18 protein-coding genes and 1 tRNA gene are annotated in these 19346 nt (G+C 60.4%); 12 read left to right on the top strand and 7 right to left on the bottom strand.

Translation table 11 applies throughout. The features are described 5' to 3' along the window. Positions 1–47 precede the first annotated feature (47 nt). From DRET_RS06535 to hypF, 3 genes are read left to right on the top strand one after another with little or no spacing between them, the layout of a single operon-like run. Positions 48–1106, top strand: a complete 1059-nt coding sequence (locus tag DRET_RS06535) for a hypothetical protein (protein ID WP_015751740.1) — start codon at positions 48–50, stop codon at positions 1104–1106. Next, a complete protein-coding gene (locus tag DRET_RS06530; protein WP_015751739.1) occupies positions 1099–2049 on the top strand; it encodes a DUF362 domain-containing protein in 951 nt (316 codons plus the stop codon). The genes DRET_RS06535 and DRET_RS06530 overlap by 8 nt, the downstream gene beginning before the upstream one ends. Before the next feature lie 37 nt (positions 2050–2086). Further along, on the top strand, positions 2087–4432 hold the full coding sequence (gene hypF / locus DRET_RS06525) for a carbamoyltransferase HypF (protein WP_015751738.1): 2346 nt from the start codon (positions 2087–2089) through the stop codon (positions 4430–4432). 30 nt (positions 4433–4462) lie between these two features. Here hypF and DRET_RS06520 read toward each other — a convergent pair whose 3' ends face one another. The 4 genes from DRET_RS06520 to DRET_RS06505 all read right to left on the bottom strand — a co-directional run bounded on the left by DRET_RS06520 (position 4463) and on the right by DRET_RS06505 (position 8888). Continuing rightward, positions 4463–6706 (bottom strand): DNA translocase FtsK, encoded by a 2244-nt coding sequence (locus DRET_RS06520; RefSeq protein ID WP_015751737.1) that lies wholly within the window; start codon positions 6704–6706, stop codon positions 4463–4465. A 300-nt stretch (positions 6707–7006) separates the two neighbouring features. Then, positions 7007–7564, bottom strand: coding sequence for an elongation factor P (gene efp / locus DRET_RS06515; protein WP_015751736.1), 558 nt, complete (start codon positions 7562–7564; stop codon positions 7007–7009). Positions 7565–7584: 20 nt separating this feature from the next. Beyond that, a complete protein-coding gene (locus tag DRET_RS06510) occupies positions 7585–8037 on the bottom strand; it encodes a type II 3-dehydroquinate dehydratase (RefSeq protein ID WP_015751735.1) in 453 nt (150 codons plus the stop codon). An 11-nt stretch (positions 8038–8048) separates the two neighbouring features. Beyond that, entirely contained in the window at positions 8049–8888 is an 840-nt protein-coding gene (locus tag DRET_RS06505) for a hypothetical protein (protein WP_015751734.1), read from the bottom strand. Between the two features lie 174 nt (positions 8889–9062). Between DRET_RS06505 and yihA the strand changes: the two genes are divergently transcribed. Then, positions 9063–9680 carry a ribosome biogenesis GTP-binding protein YihA/YsxC gene (gene yihA / locus DRET_RS06500; RefSeq protein ID WP_015751733.1) on the top strand — a complete coding sequence of 206 codons (618 nt, stop codon included), beginning with the start codon at positions 9063–9065 and terminating at the stop codon, positions 9678–9680. Positions 9681–9823: 143 nt separating this feature from the next. On the opposite strand, the gene DRET_RS06495 is transcribed toward yihA, so the two are convergent. From DRET_RS06495 to DRET_RS06485, 3 genes are read right to left on the bottom strand one after another with little or no spacing between them, the layout of a single operon-like run. Beyond that, on the bottom strand, positions 9824–10900 hold the full coding sequence (locus tag DRET_RS06495; RefSeq protein ID WP_015751732.1) for an LptF/LptG family permease: 1077 nt from the start codon (positions 10898–10900) through the stop codon (positions 9824–9826). Beyond that, a complete protein-coding gene (lptF, locus tag DRET_RS06490; protein ID WP_015751731.1) occupies positions 10897–12084 on the bottom strand; it encodes an LPS export ABC transporter permease LptF in 1188 nt (395 codons plus the stop codon). Before lptF ends, DRET_RS06495 begins: the two co-directional genes overlap by 4 nt. A 15-nt stretch (positions 12085–12099) precedes the next feature. Further along, positions 12100–12279: a hypothetical protein gene (locus DRET_RS06485; RefSeq protein ID WP_015751730.1), complete on the bottom strand. Its 180-nt coding sequence runs from the start codon at positions 12277–12279 to the stop codon at positions 12100–12102. Positions 12280–12546: 267 nt separating this feature from the next. Between DRET_RS06485 and DRET_RS06480 the strand changes: the two genes are divergently transcribed. The 8 genes from DRET_RS06480 (at position 12547) to DRET_RS06440 (ending at position 19240) form a co-directional block, all read left to right on the top strand. Next, positions 12547–13338 carry an amino acid ABC transporter substrate-binding protein gene (locus DRET_RS06480; protein WP_015751729.1) on the top strand — a complete coding sequence of 264 codons (792 nt, stop codon included), beginning with the start codon at positions 12547–12549 and terminating at the stop codon, positions 13336–13338. A 27-nt stretch (positions 13339–13365) separates the two neighbouring features. Further along, on the top strand, positions 13366–14448 hold the full coding sequence (locus tag DRET_RS06475) for an amino acid ABC transporter permease (RefSeq protein ID WP_015751728.1): 1083 nt from the start codon (positions 13366–13368) through the stop codon (positions 14446–14448). After that, positions 14420–15226 (top strand): amino acid ABC transporter ATP-binding protein, encoded by an 807-nt coding sequence (locus DRET_RS06470; protein WP_015751727.1) that lies wholly within the window; start codon positions 14420–14422, stop codon positions 15224–15226. The genes DRET_RS06475 and DRET_RS06470 overlap by 29 nt, the downstream gene beginning before the upstream one ends. Beyond that, entirely contained in the window at positions 15226–16020 is a 795-nt protein-coding gene (locus DRET_RS06465; RefSeq protein WP_015751726.1) for an undecaprenyl-diphosphate phosphatase, read from the top strand. Before DRET_RS06470 ends, DRET_RS06465 begins: the two co-directional genes overlap by 1 nt. A 332-nt stretch (positions 16021–16352) precedes the next feature. Then, positions 16353–17066 (top strand): TIGR01621 family pseudouridine synthase, encoded by a 714-nt coding sequence (locus DRET_RS06460; RefSeq protein WP_015751725.1) that lies wholly within the window; start codon positions 16353–16355, stop codon positions 17064–17066. A 3-nt stretch (positions 17067–17069) separates the two neighbouring features. Further along, positions 17070–18248 (top strand): metallophosphoesterase, encoded by a 1179-nt coding sequence (locus tag DRET_RS12975; protein WP_015751724.1) that lies wholly within the window; start codon positions 17070–17072, stop codon positions 18246–18248. Continuing rightward, positions 18217–19095 carry a universal stress protein gene (locus DRET_RS06445; RefSeq protein ID WP_015751723.1) on the top strand — a complete coding sequence of 293 codons (879 nt, stop codon included), beginning with the start codon at positions 18217–18219 and terminating at the stop codon, positions 19093–19095. Before DRET_RS12975 ends, DRET_RS06445 begins: the two co-directional genes overlap by 32 nt. A gap of 68 nt (positions 19096–19163) precedes the next feature. Next, a tRNA-Met gene (locus DRET_RS06440) sits at positions 19164–19240 on the top strand. The last annotated feature ends 106 nt before the right edge of the window (positions 19241–19346 follow it).

Genomic DNA, 19346 nt, shown 5'->3' with positions numbered 1-19346 from the left:
CGGAGGTTTGTTTGCATGGGCGCGGCCGGTGGCGTATACATCACTGTATGCGCTTCGATATCCCGTTTCTCCCCGATCCCGAGTATCTTCAGGCCCTGACCCGCTTCGAACCAGACCTGGCCACCCTCCATTTCAGCCTGCATGCTCCCGGCATCCCTGACGCCCGGGCGCGACTCCGCGAGGTCGAAACCGACCGGCTGATCGATCTCTTGCGGCTGGGCCCGGGCTGTGACCGCCTTGCGCTCCTGAACAGCCGCTTGCACACCCCTGCTTTTCTGCGTGAGCCAGCGGCAAGGCGCCCGCTGCTCAATGCCCTGGAGCGGCTGCTTGCGGCTGACGTCTGCCAGGGGATCGTCGTGGCCGATCCGTACCTGCTCAATGTCCTGGGCGACGATTCGCCCCATCTGGCCGGGGCGCTTCAGGCAGTGCCCAGCGTCAACGCTCGGCTGGCATCGGTCCACGCGATCCGGGCCTGGCGCACTGTCATCGAGGAGGCCGGGTTTTTGCCCCCGGCCCGGCTGGTTCTGGATCGTGAACTCAACCGGGATCCAGGGCAGTTGGAAACCTTGAGCGCTGCCTGTCGCCGGTTCTGGCCGGATCAAGAGGTGTTTCTGCTCGCCAATGAGGGATGTCTTCCCCATTGCCCCTACAAGCCGGCCCACGATGGCCAGATCGCTCTTGCGGCTTGCGACTTGACGGCTGAGGCCACATTCGAACTCAATGCCACGGCGGGATGTGTCCGGCATTTGTTGCGCGATCCCGCAGCTGTGTTGCGCTCGCCGTTTATCCGGCCCGAGGACGGCGAACGCCTTGCCGGGATGGTCGACGGGCTCAAGCTGTGCGGCCGGAATATGGGGAGTCGTTTCTGCCTGCGCGTGCTCAGGGCCTATGTACAAGGCCGATTTTCAGGCAATCTGCTGCAGTTGCTCGACAGCGTGGACTGGATGGCCGAGGGACTGGTCATTGACAACGACACCCTGCCTTCAGATTTTTGGGACCAGTTGACCGGGTGCGACGGGGACTGCCAGGAATGCGGATATTGTCAGGCCCTGTTGCAGAGTGCTGGCAGACCGACCCCTCTTGGGCCCTGGGGAAACCATGCCTGAGACGGTCGTGTTGCGCCGGATGGCGGACTATTCCGAGGTCAGTGGGTCACGCCGTTTTTTTGAGGATCTCGAAACGCTCGCGGCCCCGCTGTCGCCAGGGGCCAAGGTGTTGATCAAACCCAATTTGGTGGCTGCGCGGCACACTCCCCTGGCTTGCACCCATCCGGCCGTGGTCCGTGAAGTGGGTCGCTATTTTCGTCAGGCCGGCTGCCGGGTAACTGTCGGCGATTCCCCGGCTTTCGGCTCAGCCTCTGGTGTGGCCCGTCGTTGCGGCTACGGCCCGTGGCTCCGGGACGAGGGGATGCCTATTGTGACTTTGGATCGGCCGGTGGCGGTCGATGTATCCTGGGGCGAGCGGGTGGGGATTTCCCGGCGGGCCCTGGAAGCCGATTTGATTGTCAACGTCGGCAAGCTCAAGGCTCACGGACAGATGCGGTTGACGGCCTGCATCAAGAATCTTTTCGGCTGCGTCAGCGGGGTGCGTAAAGGACTGGCCCACGCGCGGTACGGGGAACGCGGAACCCGGTTTGAAGATTTGCTCCTTGAGGTCGCCCTGGCCCTGCCGCCGACGCTCCATGTCCTGGATGGTGTCCAGGTGTTGCACCGCTGGGGACCGACCCACGGGACCCCCCTTGACTTCGGCCTGCTCGGGGTTGCAGCCGACGGTTTCGCCCTGGACGCGGCCGCATACACGGCCGTCGGTATGGATCCGGAGGCGATCCCCCTTTGGCGAGCGGCCCGCCGGCGCCGGATTTCCGGCGCATGGACCGAATCCCACAGCTATCCAGCCCTGGCCCCCTCCTTTTGGCAGGACCAGGGATTCGAGGTCCCGGCCACGCTCAATCCCGTCAGTTTTCGCCCCGCTCAGCTGGCCCGGAGTCTGCTGCGTCGGATCTGGTTCAGGATCCGGGACCGCTTCAACTCCGGGCTGAAATTGTCCTGATTTTGACTTTGCCCTGGTGCGGCAGTATCCTCGCCACATGCAACCAACACCCTGTTCTCGCCAACGATTCGTGGTCAACGGCCGTGTCCAGGGGGTCGGATTCCGGCCCTTTGTCTACCGTTTGGCCCTGGACCACGCCCTGAGCGGATTTGTCCAGAACACCTCCGAAGGCGTGGTCATCGAAGTCCAGGGGCTCGAGGACGGAATAGGCCGTTTTGCCGTCGATCTCGAAAAACAGCTTCCCCCGCTGGCCCAATTGACCTCGATCCAGACGGAAACCCTTTCGCCGCATGACACCCCTGAAACGAGCTTTCATATTCTTTCCAGCTCCGGCGGCGAGGGCCATGAGGTCCTGATCAGTCCGGATGTGGCTACCTGTCCGGAGTGTTTGGCCGAGTTGCGTGACCCTTCTGATCCCCGCTATCAGTATCCGTTTATCAATTGCACCAATTGCGGGCCGCGCTACACCATCACCCGGTCTATCCCCTACGATCGGGTGTCGACTTCCATGGCCTGTTTTCCCCTTTGCTCTCGTTGTCGGGCGGAATACGAGGACCCCCTCGACCGCCGCTTCCACGCCCAGCCCAACGCCTGCCCGCATTGCGGCCCCCGCGTGTGGATGATCAGCGCTACGGGGCATGCCGTAAGCGACGACGGGCCGGTCCTCGCCGAGGCCGCTCGGTGGCTCGCCCGGGGCAAGATTTTGGCCATCAAGGGGTTGGGCGGCTTCCATCTCGCCTGCTTGGCCACGTCAGAGACGGCTGTGGCGAGATTGCGGCAGCGCAAGCACCGCTTCGGCAAGCCCTTGGCGGTCATGGTTCCGGATTTGGCTTCAGCGCACCGCATTGTCCGGATCAATGGGGCTGAAGCAACGTGGCTTTCAGGAATCGTGCGCCCCATTGTCGTCTGCGAGAAGAAGGCGAGCACACTTCTGGCCGGGGATATCGCTCCGGATACCGACAGCGCCGGGGTCATGCTCCCCTACACCCCGCTGCACCATGTGCTTCTCGACGAACTCCGGGGCCTCCTGCCGCAAGGCAGTGTCCCGGCCCTGGTCATGACCTCGGGCAATCTCTCCAGCGAGCCCATCGCCCTCGGCAATCGAGAGGCCAGACACCGCTTGCACTCCATTGCCGACGGCTTTGTCTTTCACAACCGTGATATCCTTATTCGCTGTGACGATTCGGTGGTCCGGATCCACCCGGACACAGCCAATCCGGTCTGGTACCGCCGGGCCCGCGGCATGACCCCGAGCCCGGTTTTTCTTCCCCGCTCAGGGCCGTGCGTTCTGGGCACTGGGCCGGCGCTCAAGGCAACCCTGTGTCTGACCAAATCGGATCAGGCGTTTGTTTCCCAACATATCGGTGACCTGGAAAATCTGGAGACCTACGGTTTTTATAAGGAAATCGCCGAGCATCTGCAGCATATCCTGCAGGTCGAGCCGCAACTCGTGGTCCACGACCTGCACCCGGATTATCTGAGCTCCGGATTCGCGAACGAGCGTCCGGAGGAGGTGGTCGCCGTGCAGCACCATGTGGCGCATATCTACAGTGTGTTGGCGGAGAATCAATGTACAGAACCCGCTCTGGGACTGGCCCTCGACGGAACCGGGCTGGGGGATGACGGTACGCTCTGGGGAGGCGAGGCCTTGCACGTGCGCCCGGAGGCGGCCAGCTATGCCCGCTTGGGCCATTTCATGCCTGTGGGGTTGCCTGGCGGTGAAGCGGCAATCCTGGAGCCGTGGCGTATGGCCAGGAGTTATCTGGCGTCGCTGGGCGCAAGTTCGCCCTCGGGCCGCCGGTGGCCGTGGCTGGACAATTTCGCACCGGCCGACGGTGTGCTCGGGCAGATGCTGGTCAAGGGGGTCAACGTGCCCCAGACCACGAGTTGTGGGCGGTTGTTCGATGCGGTGGCCGGCCTGCTCGGAATCGCCGAGCGCATCGCCTATGAAGGGCAAGCGGCCATCCGATTGGAGGCGTGTCAGGACCTGCGTGTGGACACGGGGTATCCGTGCTCGTGGATCGACAAGGAAGACAGGTGTGTACTTAATACATTGGAACTTTTTGCCGCCGTGCACCGGGACTGGCAGGCCGGTGAACCGGTGGGCCGGATCAGCCGCCGTTTCCACCTCGGTTTGAGCCAGGGGCTGGCCGACTGGGTGGCGGCCCTGGCCGATCGGAGCGGAGTGCGGATTGTCGGGCTCAGCGGCGGCGTGTTTCAGAATATAACCCTTCAGCGGTTGCTGGTGCCGCTATTAGAGCGTCACGGGCTGACAGTCCTGGTCCACACCGAACTCCCCCCCAACGACGCCTGCATTGCTCTTGGCCAGGCCTATTATGGCCAGAATCTCCTGCGTTGCCGCGACGTCCTGCCCCAGCCTTGATCCGATTGCGCCTGAGCTGTTTATGGAGGATCACTCCCCGCCACGTATATAGGGCCGGGGTTTGCTCCCTTCCTGAGGGCCCAGAATCCCGTCGCGTTCCATCTGTTCGATAAATCGGGCCGCCCGGTTGAATCCGACGCGCAGGCGGCGCTGGAGCATGGAGATGGACCCTTTGCCCTGTTCGGCGACAAAGTCGATGGCCTGCTGGTACATGGGGTCGTCCACGATGTCGCTGCCGGCACCGTTGTTGTCCCCACCTCCGGAGCCGTTGTCCGAGGTGCCCCATTCGGTGAGATCGACTTCGTATTCGGGATGGTGCTTGTGGCACCAGAAATCTATGACTTCGCTGATTTCCTCATCGCTGAGAAACGCGCCGTGCAGGCGTTGCAGTTTGCCGGCCCCGCCCTTGTAAAGCATGTCCCCGCGCCCGAGGAGGTGCTCAGCACCCACACCGTCGAGAATGGTCCGTGAATCGTGTTTGGAGCTGACCTGAAACGCGATCCGGGTCGGAAAGTTGGCTTTGATCAAACCGGTGACCACGTCCACTGAGGGGCGCTGGGTGGCCAGGATCAGATGGACGCCCGCCGCCCGGGCGAGCTGGGCCAAGCGGACGATGGATTGTTCCACTTCCTTGCCTGCCGTGAGCATGAGGTCGGCCATCTCGTCAATAATGATCACCAGATAGGGCAACGGCTTCAGATCGGCCAACTCCGGAGGCCTCTCCTCGCCGAGGGAAGCAAGTTTAGCGTTGTAACTGGCAATATTCCGCACACTGAGGCGGGCCATGGCGTCGTACCGGCTTTCCATCTCCGAAACCGCCCATTCCAGGGCGTTTTTGGCCAGATGGGTGTCGGTGACCACCGGATGGACCAGGTGCGGGAGTTTGGCGTAGCCGGCCATCTCGATCCGTTTGGGGTCAATGAGCAGGAGCTTGAGTTCCTCTGGTGACGATTTGAAGAGCAGGCTGAGCAGGATGGTGTTCAGGCAGACGGATTTGCCGGCTCCGGTCGCCCCGGCCACCAGCAGGTGGGGCATCCTGGTCAGATCCTCGACACGGGGCTGGCCCTGGATGTCTTTGCCCAGGGCCAGGGGCAGGGCCGCCTTGGTTCGGGTGAAGGCGTCGGACTCGACCACTTCCCGGAAAAATACGGTCTGCCGGTTTTTGTTGGGGATTTCGATGCCCACGGTGTCCTTGCCCGGTAGCGGTGCTTCAATACGCACGGCCAGGGCCTTGAGCGCTCGGGCGAGATCGTCGTTGAGTCCCGCGATACGGCTGACCTTGACCCCGGGGGCCGGTTTGAATTCGAGCATGGTCACCACCGGCCCGGGCATGATCTTGCGCACCTCGCCCTGGATATTGAAATCGGCCAGTCCCTCACTGAGGCGTTGTGACAATTCTTCCTGCTCTTGCGGAGAGATGGCGTGGCGACTTTCCGAAACCGGCTGCAGGAGTTCGGCCGGTGGATAGGCCTGGCGACTGTGCCGAGCGCCTGAAACTGAGCGGGTCTCGGCTGGCGCGGACTGCGGCGCGGCTTCTGGGGAATTCCCCCTTTTTCCAGCAGCCGGGGCGCCTTGCTGTCCGGTCGCGGCAGCGGTTGGGGATTCTTTTGGGGTGGTTTTGGATGGGTTTTTGCCTTTGGAAGCTGCGGTTTTGGGTTCCTTTTTCCCTGCGGACGACCGCTTGGCGGCTTTGGCACTTTGTTTTCGTGCTTTGCGTTCGGCGTGCTTGGCCCACTGGTCATGCAGGCGGCTGCGGAATCGCTTGCCCAGGGTGCTCCAGGAGAGCCCGAGGCTCAATTGGAGGCCGACGAGACCGACGAAGGCCAGGACCAGGCCAGCCCCCAGAGCCCGCAGATAGGAGACCGCCGTGTCGTGGACCAGCCGGCCGAGGAGCCCGCCGCCTTGGAGGGCCTGGAGATGGACATGTTCGCGAGCCCAGGGGTGGGCGGCCCAGCCGGTCAGGCAGAGAAAAATGAGGCCGAAGCCGATCCAGCGCCACCACCGCGGGCGCAGACGCTTCACGAAACACGCCAGCGCACCCCAGGCGGCTCCCACCGGAGCGGCCGCAGCCCCAATCCCGAAAAGATCAACCAGGAGTCCGGCGAGATACGCTCCAACAATTCCGGCTTGGTTGTGGACCGTAAATCCGCTGCTGAGGCGCTGGTTGAAGCCCGGATCCATCGGGGAGTAAGTTGCCAGACTGACGCCGAGCAAGGCGGCGCAGAATACAAGGGCCAGGGCCGTAAATTCGCGAATGAGTTTATTACCATCCATAGCAGTTGTTCCCCGGGGAAGATCGGCGGACAGAGATTGGACCCGCCTCAGCGGTCACCATTGTGACGGTCAGACGGTCGCGCACCTGGGCACTCCCCCTGGACAGAGCGGGAGCATAAAAAACGGGCCTGCTGGGGATCCGTAGGGATCAAGCAGGCCCGTGCCATCATCCAGGGCCTGATATCGGGGGCTGATCCCGATACCCAGGCGCGGCGCACTCGGGATTCGATTTTCGAGCCCCTCCGGCAGCCTCGAAGCCCTGCAGGTCCAGGCAGTGCCGGCGGGCTGCCGTGGCGCTGATCAGGTCCGTCCGATGTATTCGCTGGACCGGGTATCGACCCGGACTTTTTCGCCTTGTTCGATGAACAAGGGGACCTGGACCGTCAGCCCGGTTTCCAGGGTCGCCGGTTTGGTTGCGCCGCTGACGGTATCGCCTTTTAGGCCGGGCTCGGTCTCGGTGACTTCCAAAATGACAGAGGACGGGAGTTCGATGTCGATGATCTGTCCCTGGTAGGTCAGCACGTCGACTTCCTGTCCGTCCTGGAGAAAGCCGACCTGTTGTGCCAGGCTGTCTTCAGGTACATTGACCTGTTCATAGCTGCTCATGTCCATGAAGACGCAATCCGTTCCATCGCGATACAAGAATTGCATGGACTTCTTTTCCAGATCCGGCTTGGCGAACTTTTCCCCGGAACGGAAGGTGTGGTCCTTGACCGCCCCGGTGAGGATATTGCGGAGTTTGGTCCGCACGAAGGCCCCGCCCTTTCCGGGTTTGACATGGAGAAATTCCAGAATCTCGAAGGGCTCCCCTTCAAGTTCGATTTTCAGTCCGGTTTTGATGTCCTTAGTAGAGAGCATGTATCCTCCGACGTTGGTACTTACGAATCCAGATGTTCACACAGCGCCACGGCCGCCAGTGCATAACTCATAAGTCCAAAGCCGGCAACCACACCCAGGCAGTGGGGAGCCAACAACGTGGTGTGGCGGATTGTTTCTGGCCGGGCCCAGACATTGCTCAGATGGACCTCGACACACGGGATCTTGATCCAGGCCAGGCAGTCGGCCAGGGCCAGACTGGTGTGAGTCAGGGCGCCGGCATTGAAGACCACGCCGTGGACTTCCTGGCGGGCCCGTTCCAAGCGGTCGATCAAGGCGCCCTCATGATTGGACTGGAAAAAACGCAGTGCGGCCCTTTCAGCCAGATCGGGGCGGATACGGGACAATAGCCCGCACAACTCCTCCATGCAGGCTGAGCCGTAGATCTCCGGCTGGCGCTGGCCGATGTGTCCCAGGTTGGGGCCGTTGAGGACAAGAATCTGAAAGTGGGACATACGCGTTGGGCCTACTTGGTCTCCGCGGGTTCTTGGGGGGCCACCGGTGATTCAGTGACCGGCTCGACCACCACCTCGGGGTAGTCCGCATCGGCCTCGGCCGGCTCGGGAACGGCCTCGGCAACAGGTGCCAGATCGAGGGGCATCAAAAAGACCGTATCCCCGATCTCGACCTCTTCGAGGGATTCCAGCAAGCGGCCTTGGGCCACGTTGTCCTGGACCTGATAAAGACGGCCGCCCGCCACCAGTCTGGTGTACCCCGCCTGACCGGTGGGGATGGTTTGCGCGACCAGGAAGAAGCTTTCTTGGGCATTTGGTGGCAACGGGGTTTCGAGCTGCAAAAAGATGGTATCGTATTGGCCGGAATAATAGCGGTCGTGTTCCACTGCAGTGACTGTCCCCGCGAATTCCTTGGCGGGCATGAGCGTCCCGGAGGCGGTGAAATATTGAGAGTAAGCCCCGGTAACTTCATCGGCTCTGGCTTTAAACTCGCCCTGCCGCTCGATCAGCGGCGAGATGGTCCGGCCAGCCGCGACCCCGCCGCGCAGGATGAGCGGGTCACGCAGGAACCGGTTCACAATGGCTTCCCCGCCACGCTGGACGCCAAGCTCCCAGAGGGTCTCCTGCATCTGGGCGTCGTCGGCCCGCTGGGGGGGCGTGGCGTCGTCCGAGGTCACCTCAATGGTCGCTTCTTTCTCGAAAATGGCTGCCGGCCCCGTGTATTCAGGGGCGAAGGCCACCGGTTCCTTGTCCCAGGTGCAGGCGCTCAACGTCATAATCATCAGAGACGCTAATACGAAGAAAATCCGACGGTTCACGGCGACCCCCTGAACGGTTGCATGTTTCCGCATATCACACTATTTTCCATGACCCGTTCCACGCTGAAGGTCAAGGCCCTTCTCCGGTTCTCCCGAAATTTCTTCGCCTTGGGCCCGTTTCCGGCTCAATGGCCTGGCTGGTCTCGTGCCGATTCGCGCAGGCGAACGGGCCGGCACTCCCTGAACCTTTTCGCTCCAAAGGCTTTTATGCTGATCCTCGAACTTGAGACCACCGCGTATACAGCAGAGCAATTCCCAAGCCTCGATGTCCCTCAGGTCGCCCTTGCCGGACGATCCAATGTGGGGAAATCTTCATTGATCAATGCTCTTGCCGGGCGCAAAAAGCTGGCCAAGATCAGTTCTACACCGGGCAAGACCCGGAGCCTCAATTTTTACCGGGCTGCTGGAGACGGCTTTTATCTGGTCGATCTTCCCGGCTACGGCTATGCCAAACGATCCAAGACTGAACGGGGCCAGTGGGCCGCGCTCATGGATGTCTATTTCCAGAAAAGCACCGGGCTTCAAGCAGTCGTGGTTCTCTTGGACTCCCGCCTTCCCCCGCAAAAACTCGATCTTGAACTCATCAGTTTTCTACAACGTGAAAGTATCCCTCTTATAGCCGCCTTGACCAAAGCGGACAAGTGCAAAAACAAAGACCGTTCCCGGGTCCAACGGCAATGGAAGGAACTGCTTTCTCCCTCCGCCCCGCTCATTCTTTTTTCCGCCAAAACCGGTATGGGGAAGCAGACTCTCTGGGCCGCTATCCGCGAAGCAGCAGGGATGGAGACAGCTATTTCAGACCAGGAGTCAGAGGCGAACGGGTGATTTCCATTGGCGGTCCAGATGGTCGCTGAATGGTATTCGGTTTTCCGTATTCGGACGTTCTCTGCTGAAAACGGTTTGCGTATTGAACAATCGCACGCTGCTTCCCCCACTGTTGGTGGATTGCCCCGGGAACATGGTCCGCGTCACCGCTTGGGCCGGGCAATCCAGACCAGACGCAAGGCCCCTGCTCCGCCCCAGACCATATTGCCGAGCCATCCGCCGATCCACGGGCTGACAATGCCCTTCTCTCCAAGCGTCCCCCCCAGGACAAACAGCGCGTAATAGACAAAGATGACCGTCAGCCCGATGGGGATATTGACGTAGATATTGCCGCTGGCGCTGACGATTCCCAGGGCCAACAGGGCCATGACCACCAGCGAGAAGCCGTAGGCGAGTTTCATGTGCCACGTTGTTGCCAGACGTTCGACGTTCGAACCGGATTGGCGCAATTCGGAGATCAGGTGACCGAGTTGCCACAACGAGAGGGATTCGGGCTCCGCCTTGGGGTCTACGGCCAAAAAGTCGGCCAGGTCCTGTTGCAGCGGAAGGGGCAATCGGTCCTGGGCGCTGGTGGTGAAGGCATGGGGCTTGAGACTGGTCACCTCGCTGAGCACCCAGGAATCCGTCTGTTGCTGAAACCGTTCGGCCCGGTGGATGGTCCGGATACGACTGAAGTCCTCGTCCATGACGTAGACCGTGATTTTTCTGCCGGTCTTTTGTCGCGGTGTGACCCGGTGCATATGGACCACGAAGTGCTCGCTCTTGAACCACACGTCGCGCAGGGTGCGCTGCGACGGCGCGTGGCCGTGAACGTCCTGCTCCCAGATGGCTTCGCTCTTGCGCTGCCCCACGACGCCCAGGCCCTCGGAGAACCCGAGCTGAAGGCCGCTCCAGAAAACGGCGTAGACCAGAAAGAAGACTGCCAGGCGAGACAGCGGTATACCGCCGGCTTCCAGGGCCGTGAGTTCCTGCTGACGACGCATGATGCTCAGCTGGGCCAAAAGCGACAACAAAAAGACCGCGGGCAGGACCTGAGAGACGATCAACGGGATCTTGGCTGCGAAATAGAGAACAGTGGCTTCAACACCGGCCTGGGCGCCGACAAAATCGTCCAAACGGTCGAAAATGTCGATCAGCAGATAAATGCCTATGCCCGCGCCCAGACTGAGCAGGAGGTAATAGAGATTCTGGCGCAGCAGATACCGGTGCAACGTAGTCATGCCGCTTTCCTTTTGCGCTGGGGAAGAAGACTGCGGAGGATATACCCGAACCGCTCGAGCAGCTTGCCCCCTCGCTCGCGTGCGGCCATGTGAAACAAAATGCCGCCGAGTCCCATAAAAAGGATATTTGGGGCCCACAAACCGATCGCTGGCGCGAGGGTCCCTGTTTCCCCCAGGCTCAGGCCTGCGGAGAACAGGGCGTAGTAGACCAGAAACAAGCCCAGGGAAACCAGGAAGCCGAAGTGGCGTTTAAGGCCTTCAAACAGGGCGGCCAGGGGCATGGCAAAGATGCCCAGGGCCAGACAGGCCAGGGGCAGGGCCAAGCGTTTGTGCGTTTCAACATCGACTTTGCGATCAAAGGTGGCGTCCCGGGTCTGGGCCAGGTCTGCCTGATGCCGGTAGTCCATGAGCCGGGTCCAGGACATTTCTTTGGGGCGCTTTTCCTCGAGTTCGACGCCGCTGATGATTTTGTCCAGATCCAGGGCGATCCGGTATTCGCCAAAGCCGAGAACGCTCGCAGAATCACGGTCGTGGCGGTAGAGGCGGCCGTTTCTGAGCGAAAAGACCACCTGCCCTTTGCGGGTGTCGGTGGTCAAGCTGCCTTGAGGGGCTACGATACCAATGGCCCCCTGCCCCCGACTGGTATCCTCGACAAAGACAGTGGATAGATCGCCAGTCTCCCGGTCCACTTGACGGGCAAAAATGGTCAGCCCGGGGAAGTCTTGATTGAAGACCCCCGGCTGGAGGACCAGTTGGGTTCGGGTCTTGGCCATATCGAGAATTGTGGCCCGGAAGTTGTCCATGCCCCAGGAGACCCCGTAGATCCCGATGCCGATATTGGCTGCGGTACACAGCAATAAAAAGAGCAGCGTCACAGGCAAAAGCTGCCACAGGCTCAGGCCGGCGGCACGCAGGGCGACAAGTTCGCGGTCTGTGGACATGCGCAGAAAGGTCAAAAAGACGCTGAGCATGCTGGCGATGGGCAATAGCAGGAGCAAAAAGAAGGGGCTGAGATAGAGAAACAATTGTCCCAGGTCCAGCAGTGCGACATCCTGGGACAAAAAGAGTTCCCGGAGCTTGAGCAGACGTCCCACCAACAGCAGGGCCAAAAACGACCCCAGGCATAAGGAGAAAACGTAGACCAGCTCCTTGAAAATTTCCCGGGAAAGGCGCCGGGGCAGCACTGTTGATTGCAGAAGCTACTCCTCGCTCTGGCGTTCCAAGGCCTGGCGCAAAACGGCTTCGTCCTTGGGGCTGAGGTTGAACCGCAGGCACGCCTCGGCCAACAGGGTCGACTGGTCCTTTCCGTCGCGCATCCCGTCCAGAATCCAGGCCAGGGCATCACGAACGCGTTTACTTTCGGGCATGATGGTGCTCATACAATCTCCTTTAGGGATCTGAGCGCAGGAAGAAAAGCAGGTCAGCCGGGGCAGTGCGTCAGTCCAACGGTTGAACGGGGGAACAGGCGCCAAAGCATGGGCCGGACCGCGGCCACGGCTGTCCCTACCGTATCCGGACAGCGCTTGCAACTTGCCCGGCCTTGGGATACACCTCCCGCTGCATCATAAACCTTGCCGATTGTGACACACAGTGTCAAAAGACGGTTTGGTCTGTAGGTAGAACAATCCAGTAAGGAGGAGACGGACGTGAAAAAAGCGATTCTATTTGTAAGCGCTCTGCTGTGTCTCTGCGTGGCGGCGACGGGCTTTGCCGGCGACGGATCCTGGGAACGGGTCCAGAAAAAAGGGGAATTGGTTATCGGGCTGGATGACACCTTTGCTCCGATGGGCTTTCGCAAGGACGACGGGACCCTGGTCGGGTTCGACGTCGACGCGGCCGAAGCTCTGGGTGAGCGCCTGGGTATCGACATTGCCTGGCAGCCTACTGCCTGGGACGGCGTGATCCACTCCCTGAACGCCAAGAAATTCGACTGCATCTGGAACGGCATGACCATCACCGAGGAGCGGGCGGCAAAGGTGGACTTCACCGAGCCCTATATTATGGATGGGCAGATTGTCGTCGTCCAGTTTGAAAACGATGCTGTCACCGATTTCGCCGATCTCGGCGGCACGACCGTGGGTGTGCAGAAAGGGTCCTCTGCCGTTGAAGCCGTGGAAGACCTGCCCAAGGCTCCGGAGACAGTCAAGGAATATCCGAGCAACAATAATGCGTTGCTCGATCTCGAAGCCGGCCGTCTGGCGGCTGTCATCGTCGATAATGTGGCTGGCCGCTACGCCATTGCCACCCGCCCCGGCACGTTCAAGGTCCTGCCCGGTTTCGTGACCAAAGAGCCGTTCGGGATCGCCTTCCGCAAGGCTGACGACAGTCTGCGTATGAAAGTTCAACAGGCCCTGGACGCCATGGTTGAAGACGGCACCCTGGCCGAGATTTCCCGGAAATGGTTCGGTGAGGACATCACCAACCCCGCCAAATGGTAACCCGGTGACCACGAAGAGAGACGCGTCTTGATCGCTTCAACTCCCTCTTGTACGACACCGACGGCAAAGAGCAGGGCCCTGGTTGCCCTGCTCTTTGCTTTTGCGTGCCTGAGCCTTCTCAATCCGGTCTCGGGGTGGACCCAAAACGGTCAGACGCCCCAGGACCCGACAGCCATCTTCCGCGAAGGCAGCAATGCCATGGCCTTGGGCAAACTGGACAAGGCTGTGCAACTGTTCAAAACAATTCCTCGCCCCGAATCCGGGGAAAGCGGCAAACTTTTTGTCCAGAGCCGGATGCAATTGGCCCGAGTCTACTACGCCCAGGAAGATCTGGACAAGGCGGCGGCCGCCTGTCGAGAGATCCTGGCTGTGTATCCGGACAATGCCGAAGCGACGAATTTTCTGGCTTCGGTGGAGAAGGCCCAGAAGCCGTGGTATATCCAGTTCTGGCAGGACACGGTCCGATTTACCCCGGCCCTGGCCAAAGGGGCGGTGATGACATTCGTGCTCGTTGTGGTGACGATGCTTGTCTCGCCGGTTGGGGGGTTGCTGGTCGCCCTGGGGCGGATTTCCACCTTCCCGCCACTGATAGGATTGTGCTGGTTTTTTATCTGGATCTTTCGCGGCACTCCCCTGCTTTTGCAACTCTTTTTCATCTACTACGGCCTGCCGTCGATGGGGGTCACCCTGTCGCCGCTGGTCGCGGCCCTGCTCGGACTGGGACTCAACTATTCGGCCTACCTGGCCGAGATCATCCGCGGCGCCATCCAATCTATTGATTCCGGGCAAATGGAAGCGGCCAAGGCCCTGGGGATGACCTACGGCCAGGCCATGCGCCGGGTGATCATTCCCCAGACCTACAAGCGGCTCATGCCTCCGGTCGGCAATGAATTTATCGCCCTTATCAAGGATACGGCCCTGGTTTCGACCATTGCCATGGTCGAACTCATGCGCGCGGCAGACCAATTGTTCAATACCTATTTTGACATTACTGTTTTGGTCCTGGCGGCGATTATCTATCTCCTGTTCACCTCGGCATTCACCGTGACCTTTGAAAAAATCGAAAAGCGCGTGGGCGCCTATGAAAACAGATACACCCCCTCCCACTAACGGCCAGAACGTGCAGACCCCGCTGATTTCTCTCAAGGATATCGTCAAACGATATGGAGATCTCACCGCGGTTGACCACGTTTCTCTGGAGCTCGATCCCCAGGAACGGGTCGTGATTATCGGTCCTTCGGGTTCGGGGAAATCGACCCTGTTGCGTGCCGTCAACTTTCTGGAGGAAATCGACGGCGGGGCCATTTATTTCGAAGGCCGCGAGGTCGGCTATGTCGAAAAGAAGGGGCGCCGGGTCCTGGACAAGCCCAAGCGCATCAGTCAGTTGCGCTCGGAAATCGGGATGGTCTTTCAACATTTTTACCTTTTTCCGCACATGACGGTTATGGAAAATGTCATGGAAGGCCCGCGCACGGTGCAGAAGAAGCCGCTGCAGGAATGCCGGAATGTGGCCCTGGATATGCTTCAAAAAGTGGGGCTTACGGACAAAAAGGACATCTATCCGGCCACGCTTTCCGGCGGCCAGAAACAACGGGTGGCCATTGCCCGGGCCCTGGCCATGCGGCCCAAGCTCATGCTTTTTGACGAACCGACTTCCGCGTTGGACCCGGAACTTGTCGGTGAGGTGTTCGACGCCATCAAGACCTTGGCCGACGAGGGCATGACCATGATCGTGGTTACTCATCAGATGGGCTTTGCCCGGGAGATGGCTGACAGGGTCATTTTCATGGAAGACGGCCGCTTTGTGGCTCAGGGAACCCCGACGGAATTTTTTGAAAACCATCTCGACAGCGATCGGATCCGCAGCTTTTTGGAGCGTTCCCTGTGATGGACAATCTGCTTGTTGCCGCCGTTTTGGGCATTGTCGAGGGGCTGACGGAATTTCTCCCGGTCTCCTCCACCGGACACCTGATCATTACCGGGCATTGGCTCGGGTTTACCGGGACCAAGGCTGCAACCTTCGAGGTCGTGATCCAGCTTGGGGCCATTTTGGCGGTGGTCGTGCTCTACCGCCGCCGCTTTTGGGGACTGCTCCGGCCACGGGCCGAAGAAGCTTTTTCCGGGGTGCGTGGTCTATGGTTGCTGTTTTTAACCTCGCTACCAGCCAGTCTTCTCGGTCTGGCGGTGCATGACGCCATCAAGACCCATTTGTTCGGTCCGGTGACCGTGGCCTGGGCCCTCGGGGTGGGAGCTCTGGCGATTCTGCTTGTCGAGGCCTTGCCGCGCCGGCCTCGGGTCGATTCGCTGGACTCCCTGACGCCATGGCTGGCCCTGGGCATCGGCTGCTTCCAATGTTTGGCCCTGTGGCCCGGTTTTTCCCGTTCCGCCGCGACCATCATGGGGGGGATGCTTCTCGGTGCCAGGCGCAAAGTCGCTGCTGAATATTCTTTCATTGCTGCTGTGCCGATCATGGTCGCGGCCACGGGATTCGATATGCTCGGCAATTACGGCCTCTTTTCAGCCGAGGATTTCCTCTTTCTTGGCGTTGGCTTTGTGGTCTCTTTTCTAGCGGCCTGGGCTGCGGTGAAGGTCTTTATCCGTCTGCTGGCGGTGACCACCCTGCGTCCCTTTGCCTGGTACCGGCTGGTCATCGCCCCGCTGGTCCTTGTTCTGCTCTCCTAGCAACCCGTCGCAAAAGCCTGCCGGCAACACCCCTCTAGCACACCTGGTCACCCCCGCCAGGCCGCAGGTGCCCTTCCTGTTCCTGTTGTGCCTCCTTTACTCCCCGAGTCCTTTTTGCGATCAGCACCAGAAGCGGGGTTCGCAACGGGTTGCGGTTGCTGGATCCGCCCTGGATCCACGCCTGGTTTCCCCGTTTGGATCTCTGGGGACTTTGCCCCGGTCCGTGCCGGGGCCTGATTGTACCAGGCCACTTCTCTGCAATTTCGCTGTTGTTTTCCGGTCCCAGGCAGGGTAGAGGCAGGAAAATTGACCAATTTTCGTGTGCGGGAGCTATGTACGAAACCATTGCCGAAGACGAACGTTTTCTCTGCATCCACAAAGATCCGGGGGTGGATTGCCACACCGACAACGGGTCGTCAGGGGTGATCCGGGCCGTACAATCGGCTTACCGAATCCGATTGTTCCCTTTGCACCGCTTGGACAAGGTCACCTCCGGGTTGCTTTTGTTGGCCAAGGACCGGGAAACGGCCCGGAGTATGGGGGAACTGTTCAGTGCGCATCGGATCGACAAGTTCTACCTGGCCTTGAGTGCAAAGCGACCGCGGAAAAAACAGGGCACGGTCATCGGGGATATGCGGCGCAGCCGGCGCGGTACCTGGCGCCTGGAGCGCAGCCGCGAAAATCCAGCCGTGACCCAATTTGTCAGCCGGGCCTGGAGTGGCGGCAAACGTGCCTTTCTGCTTCGTCCCCAAAGCGGCAAAACCCACCAATTGCGCGTTGCGTTAAAAAGTCTCGGGGCACCGATCCTCGGCGATCCCCTCTATGGTCCACGCAACCACTCCCAGGACCGCTGTTATCTGCACGCCATGGCCGTCAGTTTTGAACTTGACGGGGAGCGGTATTCGTTCTGGACACCGCCACGACATGGAGAACATTTTCTGGACCCGGACGGTAGCGAGGTCCTTGCGGCCTGGAGCCGTCCGGAAGAACTCGCTTGGCCACGGATTCCCGGGTCCGGGCAGCCCTCTTGGACAGCGGGGCGGTAACCGATGTGGTTTTTGGTCGTTTTTTTCCTTGTCTATTGGCTGATGCACATCGTCGTTTTTGGTCTTTCCGGCCTGCAATTGGGGTTTTCGGCCCGAGCCTGGAGCGCGGCCCTGCCGTTGACCCTTTTTTTGAGCCTGACGCCGTTGTGGGCAGCCTTGGTGCCGGATTGGCTGCCGCGCTGGGCGCTGACATCGATCTGGTGGGCGACGTATATCTGGCTCGGGGTCCTTTTTTACCTGTTTTGCGTCCAAACAGTATACGCTGTGGGCTGGGTGGCCCTGCACTGGGGACCGGCTTCCCTGCAATCTGTTTTCGCACCGCGAGCGGCGTGGTTCTGGGCTGGGGTGGCCCTTGTCTGCCTTGTTTTGGCCTACGGCGTGTATGAGGCCAGGGAGCGTTTCGACGTGACCCGGCATGAAATCCCTTTGGCCCAAGCCGCTGCGCCGCTGCGCCTGGTCTTCTTTTCCGATCTCCATCTGGGATTGATGCCTTCGTTCGGCCGTCTGGAGGAACTCGTCCGCCTCTGCGAGCGTATCGAACCGGACCTGGTCTGTATCGGGGGGGATCTGCTCAACGACCACACCGGTTTCCTGGAGCGGGAACTGGATCTCGTGCGCCGTTTGAGTCGACAATTTCCCGTTTGGGCAGTCTTGGGCAATCACGAGGTCTATTCCGGAGTCGACGCTTCGCTCGCCTTTTACGAGCAAGCCGGTGTCCGGGTTTTGCAAAATGCAAGTCGCCTCCTCAACCCCAGTACCCCTTTGCGCGTGACCGGCGTCAACGACCCGGCCTTGGGACAACGGTCCTTGAGCGCACGGCTGTCCCCTGCGCTGGCCGAGGCCTCGGACAACCCGGGAGAGGATGTTGTCCATATCCTCCTTTCCCACTCTCCCCGGGGATGGCCCGACGACGTTCCGGAGGATGTGGACCTCATGCTCAGCGGCCACACCCATCGCGGTCAGATGTTCCCCTTTTCCTGGGTTGTCCGACTGGCCTATCCGCATATAAACGGTATATACTCCGAGGGCAGCCGGCACCTCATCGTCTCCCGGGGCGCCGGAACCTGGGGGCCGCCGTTCCGTGTTCTGGCTCCCCCGGAAGCCCTTGTTCTCGATATTCTACCCACTGCAGAAGCCGCTGGAGGCACCGATGGAAAAGCACCTGCTTCTTACGGTCAGTGACGATGCGAGCAGTCACAGCGCTGTTCAGTTCGTCGGCCAGTTTTTCAGCCACAAGGGAGTGGTCAAGATCACTTTAATGTATGTGGCCCCCAATCCCGAAGATATTCTGGGCACCTCTGGAAAGACCCCAACTGGTGAGAAGCGCACCGAGGTCACCCGGCAAAGCGCGCAATACCAGAAAAAGGGCCGGGCCGCCCTGGAGCGGGCCTGGGAAAAATTGCTGGCCGCCGGGATTCCGCCGAGCAATATCTCCACGATTTTTCGCTTTCGGTCCTTCAACACCACGGTCAAGGACATCGGTCAGGAGGGGGAAAAAGGTCTTTACGACGCGATTCTCCTGGGCCGGCGTGGCATTTCCCGGTTTGAAGAAATGCTCAGTGACAGTATTTCCAAGCAGATCCTGGAGGAGACATTGACGGTCCCCATCTGGATCAATCGGGAGATCGGTCTGGAACGTTTCGGCGTTCTGCTTTGTGTCGACGGCTCTAATCCTTCCTTGCGCATGGCTGACCACGTGGGGTTCATGCTCGCTGAAGAGGTCCATCCGATCACCTTGTGCCACGTCCAAACCAAGGGCGGGCCGGATCCGGCCTCGGTCTTTCGCAGCGCCCAGAGCATGCTCGAAGAAAACGGCGTCGACGCCAAGCGTATCCAGACCCAAGTGCTGACCGGCAGCGATCCCGCCTCGGCCATCGTCCAGGAAACCGACGCCAAACGGTATGCGGCCGTGGCTGTGGGCAGCAGTGGCGAGGAACACCGCGGGTTAATGGGCCGCTTCTTCATGGGCTCGGTTTCACGCAGCCTGTGTTCGCAGATCACCGGCGCGTCGTTGTGGGTCTGCAAGTAGACAGAAAAACTTCGCATTTTGTCCTTGACATTTAAGGGGGATCCACCTATAAAACCGCTTCTTGACGGGGCGAGGTAGCTCAGGTGGTCAGAGCATGCGGCTCATATCCGCAGTGTCGGGGGTTCAAGTCCCTCCCTCGCTACCAATTCAAAAAATAAGGCAGTTCAAGCGGTGTGCTTGAACTGCCTTTTTATGTTCCGTCCCTGGGCCTGTGTTTTCGGTTTCCCGGGATATGTTTTCCGGTCCCGCCC

This window comes from Desulfohalobium retbaense DSM 5692 (assembly GCF_000024325.1).
GTDB classification, from domain to species: Bacteria; Desulfobacterota; Desulfovibrionia; order Desulfovibrionales; family Desulfohalobiaceae; genus Desulfohalobium; species Desulfohalobium retbaense.
The sequence above is the reverse complement of the archived record's forward strand: the minus strand, read 5'-3'. Positions and strand labels throughout refer to the sequence as shown.

What these genes read in the sequence shown, in the direction of transcription:
- DRET_RS06465 (WP_015751726.1), top strand. Translation starts at nt 15,226, where the DNA reads ATGGACAATCTGCTTGTTGCCGCCGTTTTGGGCATTGTCGAGGGGCTG.
- yihA (WP_015751733.1), top strand. Translation starts at nt 9,063, where the DNA reads ATGCTGATCCTCGAACTTGAGACCACCGCGTATACAGCAGAGCAATTC.
- DRET_RS06485 (WP_015751730.1), bottom strand. Translation starts at nt 12,279, where the DNA reads ATGAGCACCATCATGCCCGAAAGTAAACGCGTTCGTGATGCCCTGGCC.
- DRET_RS06470 (WP_015751727.1), top strand. Translation starts at nt 14,420, where the DNA reads ATGAAAACAGATACACCCCCTCCCACTAACGGCCAGAACGTGCAGACC.
- DRET_RS06520 (WP_015751737.1), bottom strand. Translation starts at nt 6,706, where the DNA reads ATGGATGGTAATAAACTCATTCGCGAATTTACGGCCCTGGCCCTTGTA.
- DRET_RS12975 (WP_015751724.1), top strand. Translation starts at nt 17,070, where the DNA reads ATGTGGTTTTTGGTCGTTTTTTTCCTTGTCTATTGGCTGATGCACATC.
- hypF (WP_015751738.1), top strand. Translation starts at nt 2,087, where the DNA reads ATGCAACCAACACCCTGTTCTCGCCAACGATTCGTGGTCAACGGCCGT.
- efp (WP_015751736.1), bottom strand. Translation starts at nt 7,564, where the DNA reads ATGCTCTCTACTAAGGACATCAAAACCGGACTGAAAATCGAACTTGAA.
- DRET_RS06505 (WP_015751734.1), bottom strand. Translation starts at nt 8,888, where the DNA reads ATGCGGAAACATGCAACCGTTCAGGGGGTCGCCGTGAACCGTCGGATT.
- DRET_RS06510 (WP_015751735.1), bottom strand. Translation starts at nt 8,037, where the DNA reads ATGTCCCACTTTCAGATTCTTGTCCTCAACGGCCCCAACCTGGGACAC.
- DRET_RS06530 (WP_015751739.1), top strand. Translation starts at nt 1,099, where the DNA reads ATGCCTGAGACGGTCGTGTTGCGCCGGATGGCGGACTATTCCGAGGTC.
- DRET_RS06535 (WP_015751740.1), top strand. Translation starts at nt 48, where the DNA reads ATGCGCTTCGATATCCCGTTTCTCCCCGATCCCGAGTATCTTCAGGCC.
- DRET_RS06460 (WP_015751725.1), top strand. Translation starts at nt 16,353, where the DNA reads ATGTACGAAACCATTGCCGAAGACGAACGTTTTCTCTGCATCCACAAA.
- DRET_RS06495 (WP_015751732.1), bottom strand. Translation starts at nt 10,900, where the DNA reads ATGACTACGTTGCACCGGTATCTGCTGCGCCAGAATCTCTATTACCTC.
- DRET_RS06445 (WP_015751723.1), top strand. Translation starts at nt 18,217, where the DNA reads ATGGAAAAGCACCTGCTTCTTACGGTCAGTGACGATGCGAGCAGTCAC.